Origin of the sequence: Bradyrhizobium sp. CCBAU 51765 (genome assembly GCF_015291725.1) — a bacterium.
Lineage (GTDB): Bacteria > Pseudomonadota > Alphaproteobacteria > Rhizobiales > Xanthobacteraceae > Bradyrhizobium > Bradyrhizobium liaoningense.
Map to the genome: position 1 here is coordinate 283,740 of NZ_CP030038.1, position 25,886 is coordinate 309,625.

26 protein-coding genes and 2 tRNA genes are annotated in these 25,886 nt (G+C 65.7%); 21 read left to right on the plus strand and 7 right to left on the minus strand.

What is annotated here, in order from left to right; genetic code table 11:
* Positions 1-1,074, minus strand: coding sequence for a tRNA (adenosine(37)-N6)-threonylcarbamoyltransferase complex transferase subunit TsaD (gene tsaD / locus XH96_RS01315; RefSeq protein ID WP_194390718.1), 1,074 nt, complete (start codon positions 1,072-1,074; stop codon positions 1-3).
* 151 nt (positions 1,075-1,225) lie between these two features.
* Here tsaD and XH96_RS01320 point away from each other — a divergent pair, with 151 nt between their 5' ends.
* The 5 genes from XH96_RS01320 (at position 1,226) to XH96_RS01340 (ending at position 5,837) form a co-directional block, all read left to right on the plus strand.
* Positions 1,226-1,972, plus strand: coding sequence for a uroporphyrinogen-III synthase (locus XH96_RS01320; protein WP_194390719.1), 747 nt, complete (start codon positions 1,226-1,228; stop codon positions 1,970-1,972).
* 64 nt (positions 1,973-2,036) lie between these two features.
* On the plus strand, positions 2,037-3,320 hold the full coding sequence (locus XH96_RS01325; RefSeq protein ID WP_194390720.1) for a COG4223 family protein: 1,284 nt from the start codon (positions 2,037-2,039) through the stop codon (positions 3,318-3,320).
* A 36-nt stretch (positions 3,321-3,356) separates the two neighbouring features.
* Positions 3,357-5,117: a heme biosynthesis HemY N-terminal domain-containing protein gene (locus tag XH96_RS01330; protein ID WP_194390721.1), complete on the plus strand. Its 1,761-nt coding sequence runs from the start codon at positions 3,357-3,359 to the stop codon at positions 5,115-5,117.
* A 99-nt stretch (positions 5,118-5,216) separates the two neighbouring features.
* Positions 5,217-5,292: transfer RNA gene (locus XH96_RS01335), tRNA-Thr, on the plus strand.
* A gap of 152 nt (positions 5,293-5,444) precedes the next feature.
* Complete coding sequence (locus XH96_RS01340) at positions 5,445-5,837, plus strand: hypothetical protein (RefSeq protein ID WP_194390722.1); 393 nt, start codon at positions 5,445-5,447, stop codon at positions 5,835-5,837.
* Positions 5,838-5,977: 140 nt separating this feature from the next.
* On the opposite strand, the gene XH96_RS01345 is transcribed toward XH96_RS01340, so the two are convergent.
* A complete protein-coding gene (locus XH96_RS01345) occupies positions 5,978-7,033 on the minus strand; it encodes a polysaccharide deacetylase family protein (protein ID WP_194390723.1) in 1,056 nt (351 codons plus the stop codon).
* Positions 7,034-7,286: 253 nt separating this feature from the next.
* On the opposite strand from XH96_RS01345, the gene XH96_RS01350 reads away from it, so the two are divergent.
* Together XH96_RS01350 and XH96_RS01355 are read left to right on the plus strand one after the other, a co-directional pair.
* Positions 7,287-7,595: a hypothetical protein gene (locus XH96_RS01350; RefSeq protein ID WP_194390724.1), complete on the plus strand. Its 309-nt coding sequence runs from the start codon at positions 7,287-7,289 to the stop codon at positions 7,593-7,595.
* Between the two features lie 172 nt (positions 7,596-7,767).
* Positions 7,768-7,980, plus strand: coding sequence for a cysteine rich repeat-containing protein (locus tag XH96_RS01355; protein ID WP_194390725.1), 213 nt, complete (start codon positions 7,768-7,770; stop codon positions 7,978-7,980).
* A 46-nt stretch (positions 7,981-8,026) separates the two neighbouring features.
* On the opposite strand, the gene XH96_RS01360 is transcribed toward XH96_RS01355, so the two are convergent.
* Positions 8,027-9,715 carry an MFS transporter gene (locus tag XH96_RS01360; RefSeq protein WP_194390726.1) on the minus strand — a complete coding sequence of 563 codons (1,689 nt, stop codon included), beginning with the start codon at positions 9,713-9,715 and terminating at the stop codon, positions 8,027-8,029.
* A 135-nt stretch (positions 9,716-9,850) separates the two neighbouring features.
* On the opposite strand from XH96_RS01360, the gene XH96_RS01365 reads away from it, so the two are divergent.
* The 7 genes from XH96_RS01365 (at position 9,851) to XH96_RS01395 (ending at position 17,770) form a co-directional block, all read left to right on the plus strand.
* A complete protein-coding gene (locus tag XH96_RS01365; RefSeq protein ID WP_194390727.1) occupies positions 9,851-11,224 on the plus strand; it encodes a hydrolase in 1,374 nt (457 codons plus the stop codon).
* A 34-nt stretch (positions 11,225-11,258) separates the two neighbouring features.
* Positions 11,259-12,629 (plus strand): cytochrome P450, encoded by a 1,371-nt coding sequence (locus XH96_RS01370; protein WP_194390728.1) that lies wholly within the window; start codon positions 11,259-11,261, stop codon positions 12,627-12,629.
* Between the two features lie 50 nt (positions 12,630-12,679).
* Positions 12,680-14,089, plus strand: coding sequence for an adenylate/guanylate cyclase domain-containing protein (locus XH96_RS01375; RefSeq protein WP_194390729.1), 1,410 nt, complete (start codon positions 12,680-12,682; stop codon positions 14,087-14,089).
* 358 nt (positions 14,090-14,447) lie between these two features.
* Positions 14,448-14,933 (plus strand): TerB family tellurite resistance protein, encoded by a 486-nt coding sequence (locus tag XH96_RS01380; RefSeq protein WP_194390730.1) that lies wholly within the window; start codon positions 14,448-14,450, stop codon positions 14,931-14,933.
* 222 nt (positions 14,934-15,155) lie between these two features.
* Positions 15,156-15,935: an SDR family oxidoreductase gene (locus tag XH96_RS01385; protein ID WP_194390731.1), complete on the plus strand. Its 780-nt coding sequence runs from the start codon at positions 15,156-15,158 to the stop codon at positions 15,933-15,935.
* Positions 15,936-16,053: 118 nt separating this feature from the next.
* Complete coding sequence (locus XH96_RS01390; protein ID WP_194390732.1) at positions 16,054-16,848, plus strand: glutamine amidotransferase; 795 nt, start codon at positions 16,054-16,056, stop codon at positions 16,846-16,848.
* Positions 16,849-16,957: 109 nt separating this feature from the next.
* Entirely contained in the window at positions 16,958-17,770 is an 813-nt protein-coding gene (locus XH96_RS01395; RefSeq protein WP_194390733.1) for an enoyl-CoA hydratase, read from the plus strand.
* Positions 17,771-17,872: 102 nt separating this feature from the next.
* Here XH96_RS01395 and XH96_RS01400 read toward each other — a convergent pair.
* Positions 17,873-17,948: transfer RNA gene (locus XH96_RS01400), tRNA-Ala, on the minus strand.
* 204 nt (positions 17,949-18,152) lie between these two features.
* Between XH96_RS01400 and XH96_RS01405 the strand changes: the two genes are divergently transcribed.
* Genes XH96_RS01405 through folD form a run of 3 tightly spaced genes read left to right on the plus strand, consistent with a single transcriptional unit; the run spans position 18,153 to position 19,699 of the window.
* Entirely contained in the window at positions 18,153-18,443 is a 291-nt protein-coding gene (locus XH96_RS01405) for a YggT family protein (protein ID WP_028177047.1), read from the plus strand.
* A 16-nt stretch (positions 18,444-18,459) separates the two neighbouring features.
* Positions 18,460-18,804, plus strand: coding sequence for a DUF167 domain-containing protein (locus XH96_RS01410; RefSeq protein WP_194390734.1), 345 nt, complete (start codon positions 18,460-18,462; stop codon positions 18,802-18,804).
* A gap of 10 nt (positions 18,805-18,814) precedes the next feature.
* On the plus strand, positions 18,815-19,699 hold the full coding sequence (gene folD, locus XH96_RS01415; protein ID WP_194390735.1) for a bifunctional methylenetetrahydrofolate dehydrogenase/methenyltetrahydrofolate cyclohydrolase FolD: 885 nt from the start codon (positions 18,815-18,817) through the stop codon (positions 19,697-19,699).
* Between the two features lie 88 nt (positions 19,700-19,787).
* Here folD and ppa read toward each other — a convergent pair whose 3' ends face one another.
* Both ppa and XH96_RS01425 read right to left on the minus strand, forming a co-directional pair.
* Positions 19,788-20,324 carry an inorganic diphosphatase gene (ppa, locus tag XH96_RS01420; protein ID WP_028177050.1) on the minus strand — a complete coding sequence of 179 codons (537 nt, stop codon included), beginning with the start codon at positions 20,322-20,324 and terminating at the stop codon, positions 19,788-19,790.
* Between the two features lie 179 nt (positions 20,325-20,503).
* Positions 20,504-21,013 (minus strand): GNAT family N-acetyltransferase, encoded by a 510-nt coding sequence (locus XH96_RS01425; protein WP_008136728.1) that lies wholly within the window; start codon positions 21,011-21,013, stop codon positions 20,504-20,506.
* A gap of 267 nt (positions 21,014-21,280) precedes the next feature.
* Here XH96_RS01425 and XH96_RS01430 point away from each other — a divergent pair, with 267 nt between their 5' ends.
* From XH96_RS01430 to XH96_RS01445, 4 genes are read left to right on the plus strand one after another with little or no spacing between them, the layout of a single operon-like run.
* A complete protein-coding gene (locus XH96_RS01430) occupies positions 21,281-22,180 on the plus strand; it encodes a S9 family peptidase (protein WP_194390736.1) in 900 nt (299 codons plus the stop codon).
* On the plus strand, positions 22,177-22,644 hold the full coding sequence (locus XH96_RS01435; RefSeq protein ID WP_194390737.1) for a DUF2269 domain-containing protein: 468 nt from the start codon (positions 22,177-22,179) through the stop codon (positions 22,642-22,644). Before XH96_RS01430 ends, XH96_RS01435 begins: the two co-directional genes overlap by 4 nt.
* 8 nt (positions 22,645-22,652) lie before the next feature.
* Entirely contained in the window at positions 22,653-23,972 is a 1,320-nt protein-coding gene (locus tag XH96_RS01440) for an SDR family oxidoreductase (RefSeq protein ID WP_194390738.1), read from the plus strand.
* Between the two features lie 60 nt (positions 23,973-24,032).
* Positions 24,033-24,440, plus strand: coding sequence for a thiol-disulfide oxidoreductase DCC family protein (locus XH96_RS01445; protein WP_194390739.1), 408 nt, complete (start codon positions 24,033-24,035; stop codon positions 24,438-24,440).
* 22 nt (positions 24,441-24,462) lie between these two features.
* On the opposite strand, the gene XH96_RS01450 is transcribed toward XH96_RS01445, so the two are convergent.
* Positions 24,463-25,710, minus strand: coding sequence for an NAD(P)/FAD-dependent oxidoreductase (locus XH96_RS01450; protein WP_194390740.1), 1,248 nt, complete (start codon positions 25,708-25,710; stop codon positions 24,463-24,465).
* Between the last annotated feature and the right edge of the window lie 176 nt (positions 25,711-25,886).

Below are 25,886 nucleotides of genomic sequence, written 5' to 3' on the forward strand. Positions count from 1 at the left end.
CTAATATCCCGCCCGCGTGTTGCCGTAGCCTGCGGGCGCCGTCGCGTTGGCGTCGAGCAGCCACCGTGCGCGCGGCTGCGCCTCCATCGTGTCGGTCAGGCCGAGCGCGAGGCGCTCGGCGCCGGCCCAGGCGATCATCGCGCCGTTGTCGGTGCAGAGCGCAGGCGGCGGCATGACCAGTTGCGTCCCGGCCTGCCTTGCAACGTCATGCAGAGCGCCGCGGATCGCTTGATTGGCGGCGACACCGCCGGCGGCCACGAGCGCGCGCGGCGCGCCGAACTGCTCGCGGAAAAGTTTCAAGCCGACGCTCAGCCGGTCGGCGGTCGAGTCGAGCACCGCGGCCTGAAAGCTCGCGCAGAGATCGCTGACGTCCTGCGGCGTGGGCTCAGTCAGCCGGCTCGCTTCGGTGCGCACCGCCGTCTTCAATCCCGACAGCGAGAAATTGGCATCGGGGCGTCCTTGCATCGGCCGCGGAAACGCAAAGCGCGTGGCATCGCCGCCTGCCGCTGCGCGCTCGACCTGCGGTCCGCCCGGATAGGGCAGTCCCAGCATCTTCGCGACCTTGTCGAAGGCCTCGCCGATCGCGTCGTCGACCGTGGTGCCGAGCCGTACATATTGGCCGACGCCGGTGATTGCGACGATCTGGGTGTGGCCGCCGGAGGCGAGGAAGAGGCAGTAGGGAAATTCGATTCCGTCGGTGAGGCGCGGCGTCAGCGCATGCGCTTCGAGATGGTTCACCGCGACCAGCGGCGTGTCGTGCACCATCGCGATCGCCTTCGCGGTGGTGAGCCCGACGATGACGCCGCCGATCAGGCCCGGCCCCGCGGCGGCCGCGACGCCGTTGAGCTGGGCAAAGCCGATGCCGGCCTCGCGCATGGCGCGGTCGATGATGCCGTCGAGCAGATCGACATGCGCGCGCGCGGCGATCTCCGGCACCACGCCGCCGAAGCGGGCATGTTCCTCGATCTGCGACCGCACGATGTTGGACAGGATCCTGCCGCTGCCGTCAGGCGCGCGCTCGATCACGGCCGCGGCGGTCTCGTCGCAGGTGGTTTCTATGCCCAGCACCAGCATTGGCGAATTGTTATCCAATTTGCGCCCTTGCGCTCATCCGCAAAGCAGCGTTCTGGTACGTCCGGTAGCATTCCGGGGTCGGCTTGCGCAATCGTCACGCGCAGCCGTCCTGATCAATGCGCCACCGCCACGTGGTTCGGGAACACCCGCGATGTCCATTCTTGTCACACGGCCGCATCCCGACAATGAGGCGACGGCGGAAAGTCTGCGCGCGAGGGGGCATGCGGTGCTGCTGGCGCCGGTGCTCAAGTTCGAGCCGGTCGCCGTCCATGACGAGAGTGAAGGTCCCTACGGCGCCGTTCTCGTCACGTCGGCCAACGCGATCCGCGCCGTCGCGCCGCAATTGCCGGAGCTCGGGCTCCTGAAGCTGCCTTTGTTTGCGGTCGGCGAGCATACGGCGGCTGCGGCGCGCGAGGCCGGATTCGCCGATGTGATCGTCGCCGGCGGCGATGCTGCTTCCTTGCGCGAAAAGGTGATGCAAAGCGCGCGCGACAAGGTGCTGAAGAAAAAGAGCGCGCTGCTCTATCTCGCCGGCGCCGATCTGTCGCGCGACCTCGGCGGCGAACTCGGTGCGGAGGGCTTCCGCGTCGTCACGCGGACCACGTATCGCATGGCGCCGGTCAAGCATCTGCCGCGCGGGGTTTGCGAGGGCTTTGCCGCGCACGGGGTCGAGGCGGTGCTGCACTACTCCCGGCGCAGCGCACGCGCGTTTCTGGATGCGGCGCGGGACGAAGGCGTCGAAATCTCGGCGCTGGCCATACCGCATTGCTGCCTGTCCGAGACGGTTGCGAGCGTGCTGCGCGACGCCGGCGCGTCACGGGTTCTGGTGGCCGCAACGCCGGACGAAAGTGCCCTGTTCGACACCTTGGAGCGTGCGTTGCGCACCCGTTTGGCGTAAGAGGTCAGGCCGAATCCGACGCAATCTAGTTCACCCGGGTATGGAAGTGTGAGGAACCGTCACGATGGCCGACGACAAGCCTGAAGACGCTGGATTGGCGCCCGAGACGGGTCGTACCAAGCGCACCCCGCCCACCATCGATCTTGAGGCGACGGAGGTCTCGACCCAGCCGCAGCAGGTCGCGGGCGAACCCGAGGCGTCCGAGCATGTCGCGCAGGAGCAGGCCAGGTTCGAAGAGCCCGGATCCGAGGAGGTCAAGGCCGAGCCTCAGTCCGAGCCTGCAGAGGAGCAGGTTTCCGTCGCCGCCGCACCCGTGTCGGCGCCGATTTCACCCTGGGTCATCGCACCGTTTTCCGGCGCTGTCGCGGCTGCGGTCGTGATCGCGGTCGGCTGGATGCTGGGCTGGCCCGCGGTGCAGGCGCCGCCGGCCGCGCCTGAGGTCACCCGTGCGACGATCGATGCGCTGAGCGCACGTGTTGCTGCGGTCGAAGCCAAGGCCGGCAAGCCCGCAGCCGATCCGGCCATGGCGGCGCGGATCGACGCGCTGGAGAAATCCGCGAGCAGCCTGCGCAGCGACATGGCCAATCTGCGTGCGCAGTCCGACAAGACTGCGAACGCCCTGAACGACGTGAAGGTTGCGTCGCCTGCTGCCGCGCCTGATCTTGCTGCCGTCATCGACCGCATCGCCCAGCTCGAGCGCGCCGGCAAGACGGAGCGCGCCGAGCGCGCGCGGCAGGGCGAGAAGATCGCCGAGGCCAGGACGATGGACGACAAGCCGCTCCGCCATGTGGTGGCGGCGTCCCTGCTCGACGTCGCCGTTCGCCACGGCGATCCCTATCAATCGCAATTGGCCGCGGCGCGGTCACTTGCGGCCAAGCCCGACATGTTGAAGCCGCTCGACGCGTTTGCGTCGTCCGGCATTCCGACGTCGGTCGCATTGAGCCGCGAGCTCCTCAACATCGTGCCGAAGCTGTCGCCGCCGCCGGAAGCTCCGTCGAGCGACGCCGGCATCGTCGAGCGTCTCCAGGCCGGCGCGTCAAAGCTCGTCCGCATCGAGCGGACCGACGGGGTCGGCAACGATCGCGGTGCCATCGTTGCGCGCGTGACCGCGGCGGCGCTTCGCAATGATTTCGTGGAAGCGCGGCGCGAGCTGAAGACTCTGCCCGAGGCCGATCGTGCCCCGGCGCAGGCCTGGCTCGACAAGACCGATGCCCGCGAAGCCGCGCTCGCGGCGTCCCGCAAATTCGCCGACGATGCCATGGCGGATCTCGCCAAGCCTGATTCGGTCAAGTCTGATCCTGCCAAATCTGATCCTGCCAAGTCTGGTCCTGACAAGCCTCTTCAGTAAAAGTTCGCGCAACAATCGGCGCGTATAGGGATCGCCATGCTTCGCATCGTCCTCTTTCTTGTCCTGATCGCACTGGCGGCGGCCGGCGCGGCCTGGGTTGCCGATCAGCCCGGCGATCTCGTGCTGACCGCGGCTGGTTTCCGAATCTCGACGACGCTTCCCAGGTTCGTTCTCTTGCTTGGCCTGTTTGCCGTGGCCGTCGTCCTGGTCTGGAGCATCCTGACCGCGATCTGGCGCACGCCGGGGCGTCTGCGCCGCCGTCGCCACGAAAAGCGCCAGGCCCGCGGCCGCCACGCCATCACCCACGGCTTGCTCGCGATCGGTCATGGCGATTCCGCGCTGGCCCGCCGTCACGCCGACGCGGCGCGGCGGCATGCGCCGAACGATCCGCTCGCGCTGCTGCTGCACGCGCAGTCGGCCCAGCTCGAAGGCAATCGCGACGAGGCGCAGCGCGTGTTCCGCGTCATGGCCGAGCGCGAGGACACGCGGCTGCTCGGCCTGCGCGGCCTGTTCATCGAGGCGCAGCGCGCCGACGATGCGGTCGGCGCGGTGATGATCGCGGAGGAAGCGATCAAGCTGTCGCCGTCCTCGACCTGGGCCTCGCATGCGGTGCTCGGCTTCCGTTGCGCGCGCGGCGACTGGAGCGGCGCACTCGCGATCCTCGACTCGAATCTGCGCGCGGGGCAGATCGACAGGCAGACCTATCGCCGGCAGCGCGGTGTCCTGCTCACCGCGCGCGCGCTGGAATTGCAAACGATGGACCGCGACGTTGCGCGCGAGAGCGCGATGGAGGCCGTCAAGCTCGCACCGACCCTGGTGCCGGCGGCGGTGCTCGCGGCAAAATTCGAGAGCGAGGCGCATCAGGTGCGCCGCGCCATGAAGCTGGTGGAGGCCGCCTGGCTCGCCAATCCACATCCCGATCTCGCGGACGCCTATGCGCATGTGAAGCTCGGCGATAACGCATGGCACCGTTTGCAGCGGGTCGAAACCCTCGCCGCGAAGACCCCCGTCGACAAGCCCGGTCATGTCGAGGGGCAGCTCGCGATCGCACGCGCTGCGATCGACGCCTCGGAGTTTGCCCGCGCGCGCGAGGTGCTCGCGCCTTATCTCAAGGATCCGACACAGCGCGTCGCGCTGCTGATGGCCGAGCTCGAGCGCACCGAGCATGGTGACGGCGGCCGCGCCCGCGCCTGGACCTTGCGCGCGGTGCGCGCCCGCCTCGATCCCGCCTGGACCGCGGACGGCTATGTCAGCGACCGCTGGCGTCCGGTCTCCCCGGTCACCGGCCGCCTCGATGCGTTCCAGTGGCAGACTCCGGTCGCGAGCTTGCCCTCGGACAGGGGTCCCACGCTCGAATCCTCGGCCTTCGAGGAGGCCATGCTGGCCGCCCCGCCGCCGAAGCGGGTGGCCGCCGCTCCCGGCGAGGCGCCGGTGGAACCGCCGGTAACGGCACCGTTGTCAGCGCCGGCTGCCCAGGACAATTCGCCCCCTCAGGACCAAGAGGTTGCCGGGGAATCCGCGAAGGAGGAGCTGGTGGTCACGCCCTCCGAGCCCGCGAATCCGACTCAGGCGCCCGCCGAATCATCGCCGCCGGCGGCAACGCCGGTGTTCCGAACCCGGGCCGATCTCGGCAAGCCGGCATCGGCGCCGGTCCAGGCCGTCATCCCGATCGTCCGTGCGCCGGATGATCCTGGAATCGACGACGACGGCCCGAGCGATGAATTTACGGAACAAATCGGCACGCCGAAGGCCCAGGCCGGCGGCTGGCGCGGATTCTGGTCCCGCTGGGGCGCGTGAAGCGCATTTCAGACCCGGCTCGTCCTTGCCAATTCGGGCCATGCCCGATATCAGGAGCGCGCGTATCGGGGCCGGCATCGCCCAGGTCCCGGCAGGGTCGCCGCAATAGCTCAGTCGGTAGAGCACGTCATTCGTAATGACGGGGTCGGGGGTTCGAATCCCTCTTGCGGCACCAGCGCCTCGACTTTCCGAGACGGCATTCATCTGGTTCGTGAAGCGCGGCCCTTGGTCAGCGCATCAGTCCCGTTCGGTTGGGTGATCGCGATCACATAATCTCGGACATGACGCCCCTAACATCCCCGTCACGAAACACGGGGAGACTTTCACATGCGCAAGTTCATTCTGGTTGCCGCCATGCTCCTGGCTTCTGCCTCCGCCCAGGCAGGCGGCTCCCGCGGTCTGTCCTTGGCCTCTGCGGGCGAACAGAGCTCCGCGCCGCAAACCACGACCTCGTCAACGACCAATGTGACGACGCGGGTAAGCGAAGCCGCGCCGGCCACCGAGGCTCCGAAATATACCGATCGTCCGCCGGCAGTGTCGCTCTCCGCGCCGGCTGCGGCGACCGCTCCGACGGTGACCACACACGCGACCTCTGCGCTGGTCACGACGACCAAGCCCGCCACCAAGAGCGCGGCAAGGGCAGACAAGCCGAAGCACAAGCGCAGCTGGACCGAGCGCCGCATCATCAGCGAACTGCATCGTCACGGCATCTATTGGTAAGCCGCAGACCTATACCTCAATCTCGCCGTCATGCCCGGGCTTGACCCGGGCATCCACGTTTTCGCCCCTGATCCAAAAACGTGGATGGCCGGGACAAGCCCGGCCATGACGCAAGAGTTTTGGATTGGACCAATCGCGCTTTACTGCGACACCGTCTGCACCACGCTCGAGATCGGGCGTGCATTCGTGCCGGCGGTCGGCACCTTCATGTCCTTCATCAGCGCCTCGTCATATTCCGGCAGCGTCTGGAGCGTCGCCTTGGCCTTCATCTGCACGACCTTGTAGCCGCCGGCCTTGAGCCGCGCGAGCAGCGCCGGCATGGCTTCGCCGGTGTGCTTCTGGAAATCGTGCATCAGGATGATGCCCTTGCCGAGCTTGTCGAGTCTCGTCATCACGGTCTCGACGATCTTCTCAGGCGTCGCACCTTTCCTGAAGTCGAAGGAGTCGATGTCGGTCGAGAACATCGCGACGTTCCGGGTGCCGAAATAGCTCACCATCGCGGGATTGTGCTGGAGCTGCGGGAAGCGGAAGAACGGTGCCGGGTTGGTGCCGAGCGCGAATCGCACCGCGCTGAAGCCCTTCTCGACCTCGTCCTTGACCTGTTGCTCCGTCAACTTCTTGCTGTTGAGGTTGACGTGCGACCAGGTGTGCGTGCCGACCGTGTGGCCCTGGGCCAGCACCTGCTTCAGGATTTCCGGATGGTAGGTCGCGTGCTTGCCGACCGAGAAGAACAGGCCCTTGGTGCATTCATCCGCGAGCGCCTTCAGCACGGCGGGCGTGTTGACCGGCCACGGACCGTCGTCGAAGGTCAGCACGACCTCCTTGTCGGTGAGGAAGTCGAACTGCTTGAAGTGCTCGAAGCCGAAGCCGGGACCACCCGTGGTGTCGATCTCGACGACGCGGGACACACCCAGCGCGTTCGGATTGGCGCAGGCCTGCTTCGGCTGCATCGGCATAACCGGGGCGGGCGCGGGCGCCGGAGCGGCTGCCGTGGGCTTGGCCGCGATCGTCGCGGTGGTCTCGACGTCGTCCTTGGCGGCGAGCTTCGCCTGTGCCGGCAGTTGATCGGCGGCACGAGCGGCAACTGTCTTGGGAGCGCCCTGGTCGGCGCGCGCGGAATAATAGAACCAACCGCCGGCGGCGATCACGACCGCCGCAACTACACTGGCCAGCATCAGGCCCAACGCATTACGCATCGCTGCTCTTTCCAATTACGCAACCAAACCAGCGGAATTTTCCGCGCGACCAGCCATTAATGCGAAGTAAGAGTTAACGTGACACCAACACGACGGCGGCTGTGGAGGAATTTCAACGGGGTGCGCCAAAGTGACCGGGATCACAGATGGTGGGTCTCCCGTGAGCGTCATCACAGTGGAAACGGTTTTGCCGGAGCATCGTGGTTCCCATCAACAACCGGCCCGCTTAGCGCGGAGCCAATGGGAGCTTCAAATGACCAGGTCTCTGAACGCCAAGTCGTTTACCAGCAAGATCCGCGACACCAGCCTGGCTCTGGGCTTTGCCGCCATCGTCTCGATCGCTTCGACGAGCGCGAGCTTTGCGTTCTCGGCCGAGGCGCAGCAGATGTGCACCGGCGATGCCTTCCGCCTGTGCTCGGCGGAGATCCCCAACATCCCGAAGATCACGGCGTGCATGATCAAGCATCGCTCGGATTTGAGCGCCGGCTGCCGGGCGGTGATGGACAAGAACCTCGCCAAAGGCGCCTCGCGCAAGGTCGCTGACGCCCAGGACAAGCCGTAAGAGCGCGCAACCGAGATCGTTGCGTCGGTCAGCTCCCTTCGCGATGAGCCCCGGCGTCAAGCCGGGTCTCCCCGCGGCGGCGCTCGCCCGGCTCGGCCACAAAGCCGTTGCAGCCCCGGGATCGTCGCACTAGCTTCGCCCGCACGTCTTTCCGGGTAAGAGGCATTACGCGATGACCAGATTTCTTTTCATCATTTCTTTGCTCATGTTCGCATCGGGCGCGTCGGCGCAGCAGCTGGGCCAAGACGCTTGCGCGCGTGACGTCACGCGCTTCTGCCGCGCCGTCATGAACAATGGCGATGGTGCCGTGCTCGCTTGCCTGAAGCAGCACCGCACCCGCCTCAGCAAGGCCTGCGACAAGGTGCTGACGGATCACGGGCAGTGATCGTCATTCCGGGGCGCGCCGTTAGGCGAGCCCGGAACGACGGTCCCTACGTGCTGCTGCCCGCAGCGGTCGCAACCACCGGCAGCACCTCGCCATCGGCGCGGTCCGGCGTCTCGTCCTTCCAGCGCACCGAACCGAACGGGCGCTCCAGCATGCGGCGGATCCGCACCGGCTCGGGGCCGACGTGGAAGTCGATCGCCTGCTGATGCAGGGCGCGTTCGGACTGGGTCGAGCGGTTGCGCTGGCGCAGGTAATCGAACCAGGTCGGGCAGTGATAGCGCTCGGTCCACAATTCGGGATCGGCAATGTCGCGCGCGATCGACCAGCCATAGGCGCCGTTGCGCTGGCGCGAGAGCTGCACGTCCTGCATCACGTTGTGGAACGCGCGCGCGTTCTCCTGGGCGACCCGGTATTCGATCTCGACCACCAGCGGTCCGCTGCGTCCGGTCAGCGAGAGCTTCACCTCGGGATCGGCCAGCACGTCCGCATCCTCGTTGCGCGCGCCGACGCGCGGCATCGTGAGCCAGATGCCGAGCAACGGCGAGATCAGCATCAGGCCTGCCGCCGTCAGCAATGCGATCTCGACGCCGGCATAGTCGGTGAGTCGGCCCCAGCCCCAGGCGCCGATCGCGATTCCGCCGGAGATCGAGGCCTGGAACGCCGCGAGCGAGCGGCCCGCGACCCAGCGCGGTGCCGACAGCTGCACGCCGATGTTGAACAGCGCGATCGCAGCCATCCAGACCGCCCCGGCCAAGACCAGCGCCGTCGCCGTCAGCACCGGCTCGCTGCTCACCGCGAGGGCGGCCATTGCGAACGCCATCGAGATGGTGCAGGCGCGGATCGCGGCCTCGCCGCTCATGCGCTTGCGCAATTCGTGGATGTTGAGTGCGCCGATCACCGCGCCCATGCCGAAGGCGCCGAGCATGATGCCGTAGGTCTGCGCGCCGCCGTGCAGGAGGTCACGTGCGACCAGCGGCATCAGGGCCATCACGGCGCCGCCGATCAGGCCCATCACCAGCGTGCGCAACAGCACGATCTTGATCGGCGGCGAATTGGTGATGTAGCGCACGCCCGAGACCATGGCGCGGTTGAGCTTTTCCCGCGGCAGGCGCGAGGGCTCGGTGCTGCGGCGCCAGAGCAGCAGCACGACCAGCAGCGGCAGATAGAGGATCGCATTGCAGGCGAACGCGGCCACGGCGCCGAGCGCAGCGACGATGACGCCGCCGACCGCAGGACCGAAGCTGCGCGCGATGTTGTAGCTGATGCCGTTGAGCGCCACCGCGGACGCCAATGCCTCGGGCGGCACCTGTTCGCTGACCGAGGACTGCCAGGCCGGGCCGAACAGCGCATTGCCGCTGCCGACGACGAAGCAGAAGACGAGCAGCAATTCGGGAGTGATCAGGTTGAGGCCGGCCAGAACGGTGAGCGCGCTCGCGCCGATCAGCGCGATCGATAGCGAGACCAGGGTAACGATGCGGCGGTCGTACATGTCGGCGATGGCGCCGGCGGGCATCGAGATCAACATGATCGGCAGCATCAGTGCGGTCTGCACCAGCGCCACCTTGTCGGCCGAGGCGGCCATCTGCGTCATCGCCCAGGCCGCGCCTACGCCCTGGATCAGGAGGCCGAGATTGGAGAGCAGGCTGGCGAGCCAGATGCGCCGGAACAATGTGTACCGCAGGGGGGCGGTGATGCCGTCGCCGGCAAATGTCTGGCGGTTCGTCTGCTCGGTCATATCCCCTTCCATATCGGGTGTCAGAACTAGCTTCAGCGATTCCGATCGGATCACTGATGCCTGCGAAAGTCCTTCGCTGTCCAGTGGTTAGGCAGGTATAAGCGGTGCAAAGGCATGGTTTTGCAGGAGGAACAGATGAGGCTGTCGCGACGGACGATCCTGCTGGGAGCTGGCAGCCTGCCTTTCGCGGTTGCGAGCATGCGGGCCGGCGCGATCGCCCAGACCTCGCCTGGCGTTCCGCCGAGCACCGAGGTGCCGCCGATCCTGTTCGTTCACGGCAATGGCGATTACGACGCGCTCTGGATGACGACCTTGTGGCGGATGGAATCAAACGGCATCGCCCGCGAGCGCATGGGGGCGATCAATTTCACCGATCCCCTGGCGCGCAGCGATGACAAGGTCGAGCAGGCGAACCGCTCCTCGACCGAGGACCAGCGCCGCGAGCTCGCCGCTGCCATCACTGAATTGAAGCGCCGGACCGGTGCGGCGCGGGTGGCCCTGGTCGGCAGCTCGCGCGGGGGCTATGCGATCCGCAACGTCATCAGGAACGGCGGTGCGGGCGATGTCAGCCACGCCGTTCTGTGCGGCACGCCCAATCACGGCGTGTTCGCGACCGATGACCAGCCGAACAACGAGTTCAACGGCCGCGGCGTATTCCTGCGCGGCCTGAATGAGGGCGCGAGCGAGGTGACGCCGGGCGTTGCCTTCCTCACTTTGCGCAGCGACGGCATGGACAAATATGCGCAAGCCGACGGCCGCTTCATCGGCAAGCCTGGTACGCCGACCGGTGTGACCGCCGAGGGGCCTGAGCTGAAGGGCGCCACCAACCTCGTGCTCGGTGCGCTGGATCATCGCGAGGTGGCGTTTCATCCGCGCGCCTTCCGCGAGATCTACAAGTTCATGGCCGGCCGCGAGCCCGCCCGCATCGCGATCGTGCCCGAAACCAGCGTGAAGTTGAGCGGGCTTGTCACGGGAACGCCGGGCGGTGTGCCGACCAATCGCCCGGTCGCGGGCGCAACCGTCGATGTCTTCCGTGTCGATCCTGATACCGGGGAGCGCAAGGGTGGTGCGCTGCACAGCGCAAAGACCGCCGCCGACGGCCGCTGGGGGCCGGCGCAGGTCGATCCGGCCTGGTCGCTTGAATTCGTCCTGACCTCCCCGGATGCGCCGATCACGCACATTTACCGCTCTCCGTTCCCGCGCTCGTCCGACGTCGTGCACCTGCGGCCTGCGCGGCCGCTCGGGCCGGCAGACAAGGACGCAGGGGCGGTCGCGATCATGTCGCGGCCGCGCGGCTATTTCGGCCTGCCGCGGGACGTGGTTCTGTTCGATGGCAAGGTGCCGGCCGACGTCAAGCCGGGCGTGCCCACGGATGCGGCAGCAACCCTGCGGCTTCCGGCCAGCGAGATCGGGCGTAACATCGTGGCCCAATTTGGCGAAGAACGTATCGTGGCGCGCACCTGGCCCGCCGCCGAGAACAGGATTGCGATCGCCGAGCTGACTTATTAGCTGTTTGGCTGCGTCACATCTGCGGGAGAGAGCCATGAACTTCGCCAGCGTGCGTCGGCCCATCATCCCTCCGGCTCCTCCGCGTGCGCCCGACGATATGTCGTTCTTCGGACGGCTCGCGGTCGTCCGGCAGAACATGATCGCGACCTGGGGGCAGCGCGCCTATGAGGAAGAGGTCATCCCGGGCCGCTTCTTTTTCCGCAACAGTTTCATCCTGAACCAGCCGGACGCGATCCGGCACGTTCTGCTCAGCAACTACGAGAACTATACGCGCACGCCGGCCGGCATCCGCATGCTGCGCCCGGTGCTCGGCGACGGCCTTCTGATCGCGGAAGGTCATTCCTGGACATTTCAGCGCCGCACCCTCGCGCCGGCCTTCACGCCGCGCGCCACCGCAAATCTCGTCCCGCACATGACGGCGGTGCTCGACGAGACCATCGCGAAACTGGATGCCCGCACGGGCGAAGACATCGATTTGCGCGAGGTCATGCAGCGCATGACGCTCGAGATCGCTGGGCGCACGATGTTCTCGTTCGGCATGGACCGGCATGGCGCGACCTTGCGCAATTTCATCATGGAATATGCCGCGCGGTTGGGGCGCCCGTATCTCCTCGACATGGTGCTGCCGGTGTCCTGGCCGAGCCCGATGGATTTTGCCCGCGCGCGCTTCCGCAAGCGCTGGACCGAGTTCGTTGCCATGCTGATCGCCGAACGGCGCACGATGGGCAAGAAGGACGGCGCGCCGCCGCGCGACCTGTTCGATCTCATGGACGAAGCGCGGGACCCCGAAACCGGCAAGGGCTTCTCGGACGAGCAGCTCGTCGACGAGGTCGCGACCATGATCCTCGCGGGCCACGAGACCACCGCGACCGCGCTGTTCTGGGCGCTCTATCTGCTCGCGCTCGATCCCGATACGCAGGAGGAGGTGGCGTCCGAGACGCGCGGCGAGCATCTCGACAGCATGGCCGACATCGACCGGCAGAAGTTCACCCGTGCGGTGATCGACGAGACCATGCGGCTCTACCCGCCGGCCTTCCTGGTCGCGCGGGCCGCGCGCGACAAGGACAATGCGGCCGGCGTCGAGATCGGCAAGGGCGACATCATCATGATCGCGCCCTGGCTGCTGCACCGGCACGAGAAGCTGTGGGACCAGCCGAACGCGTTCGTTCCAAAGCGCTTCATGTCGAAGGAGGCGCCGGACCGTTTTGCCTATCTGCCGTTCGGCGCAGGTCCACGCGTCTGCATCGGCGCGCCGTTTGCCCAGGCCGAATCCGTGCTGGCCCTGGCCCGCCTGATCGGCGCATTCCGTGTCGAGCTCGCCGACCCCGCGAATCCCGTGATCCCGCTCGGCGTCGTCACGACCCAGCCGGACCACTCACCCATGTTCCGCATCACGCGTCGGTGACAGGCGCTCGTCTGGCCGATGGCGTGATCCACCCTAGATAGAGACCCGCCATGAGCGACATCCAGGCCCAGTTTTCCGTTCTGAAACAGACCGCCGATCCCGTTGTCGTGGAGGCCATCGCGCAGCTGATCGCCAACGGTCATGACCGCGACCTCAACCGGATCAATGCGCTGGATTTTGCCAACCGGACCGGGCTGGACCAGGAGAAGGTCATTTCCGGTTTCCTGCACGCCTCCCGGCTCGGCCTGTTCGACATGAGCTGGAACGTGCTGTGCCCCGGATGCGGAGGCGTGTTGGGCGCGCACGCCACGTTGAAGTCGTTGAAGCACGACGACTACAATTGCGCGCTCTGCGCCGCCGGATACGAGGCCTCTGTCGACGAGATGGTCGAGGTCGCCTTCACCGTCAGCCCGCGGGTGCGCCGCATCGGTGCTCATGATCCCGAGACGTTGCCGATCTGGGAGTATGTGCGGCAGATGTTCTGGAGCTCGGGCGTCGACATCAACGACGAGTCCTTTTCCCGACTGATCAACGACGTGACGCTCGAAGCCCTGGAATTGCCTCCGGGCGAGAAGGCGATCCTCTCGCTCAATCTGCCCAGCCAGTTCATCATCGTGTTCGAGCCGGTGACCCATTCCGCCCATTTCCTGGACGTTCAGGGCGAGCCGACGACCGAGCGTCAGCAGCTTTCGATCATGTTCAACAAGCTGGAGGCGCCGACGGGGACCACCGTGATGCGCCCCGGACCGTTGCGGCTCACGCTCGAGAACCAGTCGGGCAATCGCGTGTTGCCTTCGGTCTGGATTGCCGCCGACGCGCTGCATGAGATGATCGGCAAGCGCAAGCCGATCCTGACCGCGAAGCGCATGCTGTCCAACCAGACCTTCCGCGACGTCTTCAAGGCCGACAACCTCAATGTCGACCAGCGGCTGAAGATCACGTCCCTGACATTCCTGTTCACCGACCTGAAGGGCTCGACGGCGCTGTATGAGCGGGTCGGTGACCTCAATGCCTTCGATCTCGTGCGGGCGCACTTTCGTGCACTGCTGGAGATCATCGCCGCCGAGAAGGGTGCGGTCGTGAAGACGATCGGCGATGCCGTGATGGCGACCTTCGTCAGGCCCGAGCACGCCATCATCGCAGGATTGCACATGCGCGCGGCGATGGAGGAATTGAACAAGCAGCGCGGCGCCAACGACCTCATTCTCAAAATCGGCATCCATGAAGGTCCCTGCCTTGCGGTCATGCTCAACGAGCGGCAGGATTATTTCGGTCAGACCGTCAACATCGCCGCCCGCGTGCAGAGCCTGTCGACCGCTCAGGAGATTCACATCACCGGTCCGGTGCTGGACGCTCCCGCGGTCGCCGAGGTGCTCGAGCAACGCGCGATCAAGCCGATCCAGAAGCAGGCCGCGCTCCGCGGTATCGCCGACAAGATGGTGGTGTACGAGATACCGTGAGGCGGGATGAGGTCGCCACATTCTCTGTCATTGCGAGGAGCCCTTGCGACGAAGCAATCCAGCCAGCCTCCGCGGAAAGATCCTGGATTGCTTCGCTGCGCTCGCAATGACGGTGTGGGGACGGACGTGCGCCCCGCTCTCCATCGTGATGCCCGGGCTTGACCCGGGCATCTACGTTTTTCCTGGTGGCCGTGGATGGCCGGACGAGCCCGGCCATGACGGCGAATGAAAAGTCCGCAGATTGCCGAAACGTAATACGCGCGCGGAACTGACGCACGTTGCGCCGGTTGGGTTTCCTGCTCATATAATGCAGGTAACGGCCGCACTCCTTGCGGCGTCATCGATCTCGGTAGGACCCATGCTCGACGGCTTACGTCAATTCATCGCCGACATTGTCGGTCCTCAAGCCTCGGACCGCGCATTCGGCGACAGCGATTATCGGCTGGCGGCCACTGCACTGCTGGTCCACGTGGTCTCGCTGGACGGCCAGCCGAGCGCGGCCGAGCAGCGCAAGCTGCACAGCCTGATTGAAAGCCATTTCGGGCTCGATCGCGGCACTGCCGATCGTCTGATCGCAGATGCCACCCAGGTCGAGGGCGAGGCGGTGGACCTCTATCACTTCACCAGCGTCATCATGCGCTCGCTCGATGAAGAGGGCCGCAAGCGCATCGTCCGGATGATGTGGGAGCTGGTCTATGCCGACGGCCAGGTCAGTGAGTTCGAAGACAATGTCGTCTGGCGAGCTTCCGACCTGCTCGGGATTTCCCAGCGCGACCGGATCGAGCTGAAGCACGCGGTCGCGGAGCGTGCCGGTGGTCAGCTCAAGGACAGCGCCGTCGGCTGACGGCACTGGACTTGGCGGATCGCGGCCCGCGTGGGCACATGACGAAAGTTTAATATGCTCGTCGCCTGCGCCGAATAGGCCTGCAAATCAACGGTTTCTCTGCATTGCCGGTCGTTCTGCTCAAGCGGCCATGCTGCCAGTGCCGCTTGCCTGTTGCGCACGGCCTATGCTCTCGTTCCGCCGTTGTGGGGCCAAAATAGTTGAATTCAAGAGACTTCGATCGTGGCTGAGCGGGTGACGTTGATTACTGGTGCTTCGGCGGGCATCGGGATGGAGCTGGCGCGTGTGTTTGCCGCCAATGGACACCGCCTCGCATTGACCGCGAGACGGGCGGATCGGCTCGAAACGCTCGCGAGCGAGCTTGTTGCCAAGGGCAGCAAGAAGCCGATCGTGATCGCCTGCGATCTCGAGAAAGCGGATGCCGGCGAGACGATCGCGGCAGCCCTTGCAGCCGAAGGCGTCGAGCTCGACCATCTCGTCAACAATGCCGGCTTCGGCGTGTTCGGCGATGCCATCGAGCGCGATCGCATCGCGCAGATCGGCATCGTCGATGTCAATGTCCGGGCCCTGACGGATCTGTCGCTGCGCTTTGCCGATCAGCTCATCAGGAACAAGGGCGGCCTTCTCAATGTCGGGTCGGTCGCCGGTTTCCTGCCCGGTCCCGGCATGGCCGTCTACTACGCGTCCAAGGCCTATGTGATCTCCTTGACCGAAGCGTTGCGGGCGGAGCTTGCGCCGCGCGGCGTCCGCGTCACCGTACTTTGCCCGGGTCCGGTGCCGACCGAATTCCAGGCGCGCGCCGGCGTTGGATCGCAACATGATACGGCCGTTCTCAACGTCTCTGCCGCCGAAGTTGCGCGCGAGGCGTATCGTGGCCTGATGGCCAACAAACGGGCAGTGCTGCCTGGCCTCGGTATCAAGATCGTGCCGTTCGCGCTGCGTTTCTTCCCGCGCGGCTTCATCCTGGCGGCCACCAGCCGGTTCCAGAGGCAGAGGCACTAGAGGCCCCGTAGTGGCCCGGAGCTTGCTTCAGGATCGGGGCGTGTGTGCGCGAACTCACACGATGTTAACCATCGCTTAGCTATGCTGGCGGTCTGAACCGATAGCACTCGCAGAGGCCATGTCGTTCCGGACGGACAGGTTTGGTGGCGCAGAAGTGGTGGCCTTCCCACGGAAGGCGCCGAGCGCCGCCGCCTCTGAAACCCGGCGGCCGGTTCTGATCGTCCTGCATCAGGAATGCTCGACACCGGGGCGCGTCGGCAATGCGCTGCGCGCGCTCGGTCATCGCCTCGATATCCGCCGTCCCCGCTTCGGCGATCCCCTGCCCGAGACGCTCGATCGGCATGCCGGCGCCGTGATCTTCGGCGGCCCGATGAGTGCCAACGATCCCGATGACTACATCCGCCGCGAGATCGACTGGATCGAAATTCCGCTCCGCGAGCAGCGGCCGTTCCTCGGCATCTGCTTAGGGGCGCAGATGCTGGCGATGCAGCTCGGGGCCCGCGTCGCTCCCCATGCGGAGGCGCTGACGCAGATCGGGTATTACCCGATCAGGCCGACCGCTGCGGGCCATGCGCTCTGTCCGCACTGGCCGGCGCAGGTCTATCACTGGCATCGCGAGGGATTTGAGCTGCCTGAAGGCACCGAACTGCTCGCCGAGGGCGATGACTTTCCGGTGCAGGCGTTCCGTGCCGGCAATGCTTTCGGCGTGCAGTTCCACCCCGATGTGACCTATGCGATGATGCATCGCTGGACCACGCGCGGCTATGACGGCTTCAGCGCGCCGGGGGCGCGGCAGCGGCATCATCATTTCGCGGATCGCGCCGTCTACGATGTCGCGGAGCGCGCCTGGCTCGATCACTTCATCAACGGCTGGCTCGCACGCCGGCCGGTGCTGGCGCAAGCCGCCGAGTGATCGCGTCTTCGCGCAGGTCCTTGGCGCAAGTCCTTGCCTCTTCCCTGGATATGCTAGGTTCGCTGCCAACGAGCGCGCGAAATCGCGCCGGCAAACAGGGGAGAGCGCCGTGGCCTACGAACACATTCTCTACGAGGTGAGCGACAAGATCGCGACCATCACGCTGAACCGCCCCGACCGCATGAATGCGTGGACGCCGATCATGGAGCGCGACGTGCGTCACGCGATGGAAGCGTCAAGCGCCGACGAGAGTGTCCGCGTCATCGTGCTCACCGGCGCGGGCCGCGCCTTCTGCGCCGGCGCCGACATGGATGCGCTGAAGGGGCTCGATCCCGATGACGTCAGGCGTGCCTCGAACCTGCCGCCCTTCGACATGAATCGCCGGCCGGATTGGCAGACGCGCTACGGCTATTATCCGTCGATCAGGAAGCCTGTGATCGCCATGCTCAACGGCGCCACGGCGGGCATCGGCCTCGTCCACGCACTGTATTGCGACCTGCGCTTTGCCGCCGACAACACCGTGTTCACGACCGCGTTCGCGCGGCGTGGCCTGATCGCCGAGCACGGCATCAGCTGGATGCTGCCGCGGATCGTCGGCCACGCCAATGCACTGGATCTGTTGCTCTCGGCGCGGCGCGTATCGAGCGAGGAAGCCTTGCGGATCGGGCTGGTCAACCGGCTCTCTCCGCCGGAGAAGCTGCGCGAGGAGACCTACGCCTATGCGCGCGACCTCGCCGATTTCGTCTCGCCGAGCGCCATGGCCGTCATCAAGCGGCAGCTCTACGAGGTGCCGTTCCAGACGCTCGCCGAGGCGACGATCGAGGCCAACCGGGAGATGATGGTGGCGTTGAACGGGAGTGATTTCAGGGAAGGCGTGGCGAGCTTCATGGAGAAACGGTCGCCGCGGTTTACGGGGAGGTAGGGGAGATTCGGAGGGAGCCCGCCGTCGCCCTTCGGGCTATGGCGCGGCAGCCTTCGCTACGAAACGGCTTGCCGAGCCGAAGCAGGCGCAGCCTGCGAAGGCTGGTGGAGCCAGGCGGGATCGAACCGCCGACCTCGTCATTGCGAACGACGCGCTCTCCCAGCTGAGCTATGGCCCCTTTGCTGGCCGCTCTGGTGAACGCGGCCGACAACCGGGCGCCATTTAAGTCCCCGCCAAGGTCAAGTCAAGGACGGGCGTAACCCGGTTTTAGCCATTCCGGTGCCCGAACTTCCCTTGTTTGGGCCTGACGGAACCGATATCTAGCAAAAGGCGTCAATCCCGACCGCAGCCAGAGTTTTCAAAGCCAGAGTTTTCAAAAGCCATGCGTGCCGTTCTCGACATCGTCATCATCGTGCTCGACCTCTACGTCTGGCTGCTGATCGCTTCCGCGATCCTGTCCTGGCTGATTGCCTTCAACGTGGTGAACACCCGCAACCAGTTCGTGTCGGCGGTGGCGGAGTTCCTGTACCGGATCACCGAGCCTCTGCTGGCGCCGATTCGCAATTTCCTGCCCAGCCTCGGCGGTCTCGACATCTCGCCGATCATCCTGATCCTGATCATCATGTTCGTCGAGCGGGTGATCCTGTACTACATCTACCCGAACGTGATCTGAGCAGGCTGGAGCGCCTTTGGTTGCCAAGGAAGCTCATAAAGAACCCTGGCGCTACTCGGCCACAGGAATCAGCATCGCTCTGAGGGTGACGCCGCGCGGCGGCCGCGACGACATCGACGGGATCGAGCAACTCTCGGATGGGCGTACGGTGCTCAAGGTGCGGGTGCGCGCCATTGCCGATGGCGGCGAGGCCAACAAGGCGGTTTTGGCGCTGCTGGCGAAATCGCTCGGCGTTCCCAAGGCCAGTGTAAAGCTGCTATCCGGAGCCACCTCGCGGCTGAAGCAGATCGCGGTCGATGGCGACCCGGCGCGGCTCGGAGAAACCCTGCGCCAGCTTGTGTCGGCCAAACCGAACGACTGAGGGAACTGACATGACGGCCAAGATCATTGATGGAAAAATCATTGCCGCGGAGCTGCGCGCCCGGGTCGCCGAGGAGGTAGCCCGCGTCAAGCGCGAGCACAATCTGGTGCCGGGCCTTGCGGTGGTCCTGGTCGGAAACGATCCCGCCAGCGAGGTCTATGTCCGCTCAAAACACACCCAGACCCAGGCTGCGGGCATGGCGTCGTTCGAGCACAAGCTGCCGGCCGATGTCTCGCAAGGAGATCTGCTGGCGCTGGTCGCAAAGCTCAACCGCGATCCCGCCGTGCACGGCATTCTGGTGCAGCTGCCGCTGCCGAAGGGGCTGAACACCGAAGCCGTCATCAACGCCATCGATCCCGCAAAGGATGTCGATGGCTTGCATCCGAACAATGCCGGTCGGCTCGCCGGTGGTTTCGAGGCGCTGTCGCCCTGCACGCCGCTCGGCTGCATCATCCTGACGAAGAGCGTGCATGCTTCGCTCGAGGGCATGAACGCGATCGTCATTGGCCGCTCCAACCTGGTCGGCCGCCCGCTGGTGCAGCTGCTGTTGAATGAAAACGCCACGGTCACGATCGCCCATTCGCGCTCGCGCGATCTGCCGGGTCTCGTGAAGAAGGCGGACCTCGTCTATGCCGCGGTGGGCAAGCCCGAGATGGTGCGCGGCGACTGGCTGAAGCCGGGTGCGACCGTGATCGATGTCGGCATCAACCGCATCCCGAAGGAGGACGGCAAGACGCGCCTCGTCGGCGACGTCGCCTATCAGGACGCGCTTGGCGTGGCCGGCGCGATCACCCCGGTACCGGGCGGCGTCGGCCAGATGACGGTGGCGTGCCTGCTGGTGAACACGCTGCGGGCCGCTTGCGCGATCGCAGGGCTGCCGAAACCGGCGGTGTAGGGACGCCGTCGTTCCGGGGCGCACGAAGCGCGAACCCGGAACCTCGAGATTCCGGGTTCGATGCTGACGCATCGCCCCGGAATGACGATTAGCCCTTCTTTTTCTTCTCGCGCTCAATGCCTTCGAGGATCAGCTTGTGCGCTTCCTCTGCGTCGCCCCAGCGCAGGATCTTCACCCATTTGCCCTTCTCGAGATCCTTGTAGTGCTCGAAGAAGTGCTGGATCTGCTGCAGCGTAATATCCGGCAAGTCGGAATAGCTTTTCACCTTGTCATAGCGCTGCGTGAGCTTGGACGACGGCACCGCCAGGATCTTCTCGTCGCCGCCGGCTTCGTCTTCCATGAACAGCACGCCGACCGGACGCACGCTCATGACGGCGCCGGGAATGATGGCGCGGGTGTTGATGATCAGGACGTCGCAGGGATCGCCGTCATCCGACAGCGTGTGCGGGATGAAGCCGTAGTTACCGGGGTAACGCATCGGCGTGTAGAGGAAGCGGTCGACCACCAGCGTGCCGGCCTCCTTGTCCATCTCGTACTTGATCGGTTCGCCGCCCACGGGGACCTCGATGATGACATTGACGTCGTGTGGTACGTTTTTCCCGATCGAGACCGCATCGATACGCATTCAAGGCTCCGTTGTTGCCGAGGTGAGATCGCGCCCGGCAGCGATTTTGGCGCTGTCATACGCGGGCTGGGCCCGCTGATCCATCGCGTTTTTGTGAAATAATGAATCCGGCGATCACCGGGCTCGAAAGACGGGCGGTATCGACGGATGGGAACGCTGCCGGGTAAGATTTCAGCAGCTCAATTGGTCCAAGCGAAGGCAACCTTGTCGAGCGACTTCGGCCCGAATCGCTCGGAAGATCGCGCCACCATGCGGCCGCCCAGGGCACGGTAGAATTCCGTGGCCGGATCGTTGTCCGAGAGCGCCCACACCACCATGCTCTTCAGTCCGCTCTGCATGAGGTCGCGGCGGGCGGCAGCGAACAGGCGGCGGCCGAAGCCGAGACCCTGGAATTCCGGTCGCAGGTAAAGCTCGTAGATCTCGCCGTCGAAATGCAGGCTGCGGGCGCGGTTGCGGCCGTAATTTGCATAGCCGGCGATCTTGTCACCGAAGACGAGCACGCTGACGCGGCTGCCCTTGCGGATGGCACTGTCCCACCACTGCGGACCGCGGCGGTTGATCAGCTTTTCCAGCTCGGCGCCGGGAATGATGCCCTGATAGGCCGAACGCCAGGCTTCGTCATGGGTCGACGCCACCGCAGTTGCATCTGCAGCTTTGGCCGGCCGAACCTCGATCAGGGTTGTGCTCATGGACGCGATCAAACCAAGTCGCCGCGCCGGCGGCAAGACCTATCGTTAATTATCGGTTAACCTGTGGACTTTCTGCATCAGTATTTCGACCATGTTGTACCGAAAGAGGACAAGCCGCTGCCTCGAACCGCAACCACGTGCCGCGCGTCGGTGCAAAACTACGTCTCGGCGGCGAGGGGACGGCAACAGCAACGCGGAAAGTCGGCCGAAATTGATTCGTTCCTACTAATCTGGCCGACGCTGTTCGCGTTCGCCCTCGGCCAATTCATGCGGCTCTTCAACACCATCGCGCTCCTGCCTCTGCTGGCCTTGCTGACTGCGTCGCCTCTGTGCGCCGAGGTCACGTTTGGCCCCTCGGGAGGGGAGAGCGAACCGTTTCGTCGGCAAGCGTGGCGGGTGCCCGCGCCGGATACCGACCTTGCCGCGCATGCTCTCCTGTTTCGTCCCCCGGGCCCGGGTCCGTTCCGACTCGCGGTGATCGCGCACGCCTCGACGCAGAACGCGCTGCGTCGTGCGCAAATGCCGCAGCCGGAATACCGCCCGCTTGCCGCCTATCTCGTCGCGCGTGGTTTTGCCGTGCTGGTGCCGGAGCGGCTCGGCCATGGCGCGACGGGCGGCCGCTATGTCGAGGATCAGGGCGGATGTGACGAGGCCGACTATGTGCGCTCAGGCCGCGCAACGGCCGACGCGATTTCGCTCGCGCTGGGCTTCTTGCGAAAGCAGGATTTCATCCGCAAGGATGCCGCGATCGTGATCGGCCATTCCGCCGGCGGCTGGGGTGCGCTGGCGCTCGCCAATGCCGATCCGAAGGTGATCTCCTCGATCACGGTGTTTGCACCGGGACGCGGCGGCCATGCCAATGATGAGCCGAACCGAATCTGTGGGCCGCATGCGCTTCTCGCCGCCGCGGCGGAGTTCGGCAAGGCGGCGCGCATTCCCGTCACATGGCTCGTTGCAGGCAATGACAGCTATTTCGCGCCCGCATTTTCGCAGAAGCTCGCAGATGCATTTCGCGGAAGTGGCGGCAACGCCGACCTGCGCTTTCTGCCCGCCGTCGGCAGCGAGGGCCACTGGATGATCGAGACCGAAGCCGGCGTCAAAGCCGCAGGGAGTGCGCTCGAACGCGCGCTGAACCCGCCCAAGCCTGTGGCGACCAAGAAGCCATGACGCTGTATTTCCTGGTCAAGTTCCTTCATGTGCTCGGCGCCATCGTCATCCTCGGCACAGGAACCGGCATCGCCTTCTTCATGCTGATGGCGCATCGCACGGACGACGTGGAATTCATCGCGCGTACCGCTTCTGTGGTGGTGATTGCGGATGCGATCTTCACGCTGTCGGCGGTGATCCTCCAGCCCGTCAGCGGCGGCCTGTTGATGATGTTGTCTGCCACGTCGATCACCGAACACTGGCTACTCGCTTCGCTGGCGCTCTATGCTATCGCTGGCCTGTTCTGGATTCCCGTTGTGTTCATGCAGATCGAGATGCGCGACCTCGCGCGCAAGGCCGCCACGCAGCGCAGTGCGCTGCCACAGCGCTATCACGTCCTGTTCCGCCGCTGGTTCGCATTCGGCTTCCCCGGCTTCGGGGCGACCATGCTGATCCTCTGGCTGATGATCGCAAAACCGTTCTGAGTGCAGCGATGAATCAGCGAACCATTTTGGTGCTCGGCGCCTCCGGCCTGATAGGCCGCTTCGTCACCGACGATCTGCGCAGGCGGGGATTTCGCGTCGTCGGCGTGGCGCGCAGCCTGTCGCCGGCGCAGAGAATGAGCGCGCTGGACATCGAGCTGCCGATCCTCTCGCTCGATGTGACCGCGCTGACGCGCCTCCTCAAAGAGCATGCCGCCGATGTCGTGGTGAACTGCCTTGGCGTGCTCCAGGACGGTCCCAGCAGCAGCACGAGCGGGGTGCATCGCGATTTCGTCGCGCGCCTTCTTCAGGCGATCGGCGGCAGCGGCCGCGCGATCCGGCTGGTGCATGTCTCGATTCCCGGCGCCGCTGAGACGGATCGCACCGCCTTCGCCACGACCAAGCGCGAGGCCGAGCGCCTGATCGTGGCGTCCGGCATTCCCCATGCCATCCTGCGGCCCGGCTTCGTGGTCGCGCCGGCAGCCTATGGCGGCAGCGCCATGCTCCGCGCTCTTGCCGCCTTCCCGGTTGATCTGCCGGCAAAGGAAATGGTCACGCCATTCCAGCCCGTCGCGATCGAGGACATTTCGGCGACCATCGCCTGGCTCGCCGCACGCGACATCGACGATGCCTCCGTGAAGGCGGTGAGTTGGGACCTGATGCAGGCCGAACCGGTCACCATGGCCGGGGTCATCGAGCCGTTTCGCGTCGCGTTCGGCACGGCCGGCTGGCCGCGCATCGCGATGCCGCGCTTCATGCTCGATCTCGGTACGAAACTCGGCGATGTCGCCAGCTATCTCGGATGGATGCCGCCGATGCGCTCGACGGCCATCGCCGAACTGCGCCGCGGAGTGATCGGGGATCCCTCCCCGTGGATCGCCGCAACGAGCATCGCTCCGAAGACGCTGGCTGATGCAGTCGGGCGTCATCCCGCCACCATCCAGGACAAATGGTTCGCGCGGCTGTTCCTGGTCAAGGCGTTGATCTTCGCGAGCCTGGTCGCATTCTGGATCGTCTCGGGGTTCATCGCCCTGTTCGTGTCCTACCGCGCCGCCGCCGGCATTTTGAGCGCGCATAACTTCCCGCCCGCGCTCGTCGACCCCATCACCATCGGCACCAGCCTGATGGATATGGGCATCGGCGTATTGATCGCCTTCCGCCGGACCGCGGCGATCGGGCTGGTTGCGGGCATCGTCGCCTCGCTCGGCTACATGGTTGGTGCGGCGATCCTCACTCCCGACCTCTGGATCGAGCCGCTCGGCGCGTTGGTGAAAACGGGGCCGGCAATCGTGCTGATGCTCGTTGCGCTGCTCATGCTGGACAATCGATAGCGTTTTCGAGCGAAGTGGATCCCGGTTCGCGTGAAGAAAATGCGCCAAAAAGAGAAGCTGATGTCAAAATGGCCCGACGATGACGTGATCCTGTTCGACGGCGTTTGCATCTTCTGCTCGCGCTGGGTCCGCTTCGTCGCCAGGCGGGACACGGCGAAACGGTTCCGGTTCACGCCGATCCAGTCGGATTATGGGGCTCGGCTTGCGCGCACGTTCGGTATCGATCCGGATGATCCAGACACGAACGCGGTCGTCCACGGCGGCGAGGCGTTCACGAAGTCGGATGCGGCACTGACCGTGCTGTCGCAGCTCCCCGGCTGGAGCTGGGTGCGCGCATTATTCGTCGTGCCGAAGCCGTTGCGGGACCCGATCTACAGTCTCATCGCGCGCAATCGCTATCGCATCTTCGGCAAGTACGATGCCTGCTTCGTGCCTGATGCGGATCTGCGGGCGCGGGTGATCGAATAGCTCGCAATGACGGCGTGTGCGGTTACGGCCCGCCAAAAGCCGCCAGCACTTCCTTCGCCGCCCGCTCGCCGCTGTCCCGCGCGCCATGCGCCGTCGTGAAGAAAGTCGGCGACGTCGCTTCGCCCGCGAAGAACAGCCGGGCATCCACCGGTGCGGCCAGCACCGCGCGATCCCCCGCGTGACCCGGCAGCGCATGCGAATAGGAGCCTCTCGCGAACGGATCGCGCGCCCAGCGGGATTCGCAGAGCGGCCTCAGCTTGCGCCTGATCTCGTTGCCGAGGAAGCCCGCGATCTCGTCGATGCTCTGCGCGGCGATGGCGCCGTCGCCGGCCTCTTCCAGCTCGCGCGCAAAGCTGCCGCCGAAGAAGCCCTCGATGCAGGGCTGGCCGAACGGGCGGATGTGGTAGGTGCCCATGTCGGTCCGCATGGTGGCGCCACGCAGATTGGCCTCCTTCGGAAAGGCCTCGGCGTCATCGAGCGCCAGCGTCACCTTGTCGTCGACGCCCAGCGGCAGGCCGGCTGCGGCCTCGACCTTGGCGGGGAGCAGCGGCGAGAAGCGGATCGCCTCCTCGGCGATCAGATTGGTCGGAACGGTGACGATCGCCTTGGCCGCGGTCAGCGTGCCCCGCGACGTCTCGATGCGGATGCGCTTGTCGGAATGGTCGATCAGCGTGACGTTGCAGTTCAGCGCCACCGGGCAGGGTGCCCCATACGCCGCAACCAGCGCGCCATAGCCGCGGCGGACGCGCCAATTGAGGCCAGTATCCTCATAGGCGTCCCAGTCCAGCGTGGACATATCCTTGAGTTCGCAGCCGTTGATGTAGGTCGAGATCGCGTCGATCATGGGATTCCAGCGATTGCCGGCCTCGAGGCTCAGGCTCGCCGGTTCGTCCCTGCCCTTTTGCGCGGCTTCCCACAGGCGCTCGTAGAACGCGTCCATCGCGCGCATGAAGTCGTCGCGCTCGGCCTGCGGAAAGGCATTGCCGAAGGCGCGCTCGCGCCAGGGCGGCAGGTCCTTGTTGAGCTCGAAATCGAGCTGTCGCGCGATCGGAACGTAGGAATTCTTGTCCGCGGAGTGAAGCCAGCCGCAGCCGACGTCGAACGTCACCTCGGCCGAGGCCTGTACGGTCCAGGCCCGGCCGCCGAGCCGGTCGCGGGCCTCCAGCACGATCACGGAGAGGCCGGAGCCCGCCAGCGCATGCGCCGCGCCGAGGCCGGCGGCACCGGCACCGATGATCGCGATGTCGACGGTGGAGGGCAGGGAGGTCATGGGCGGGCTTTAGCACGTTCGCGAAGAGTGCTGAAGCCAGTCAAGGATGCAGCTCTCGTGTCCCGGGCGCGCTGCAGCGCGCAGCGCTGCGGCGCAGAGCCGGGACCCTGGTGATGCGTGGGTGCTGAGAGAATCTGGGCCCCGGCTCGGCAGCGCACCACTATCGTGTTGCGCTG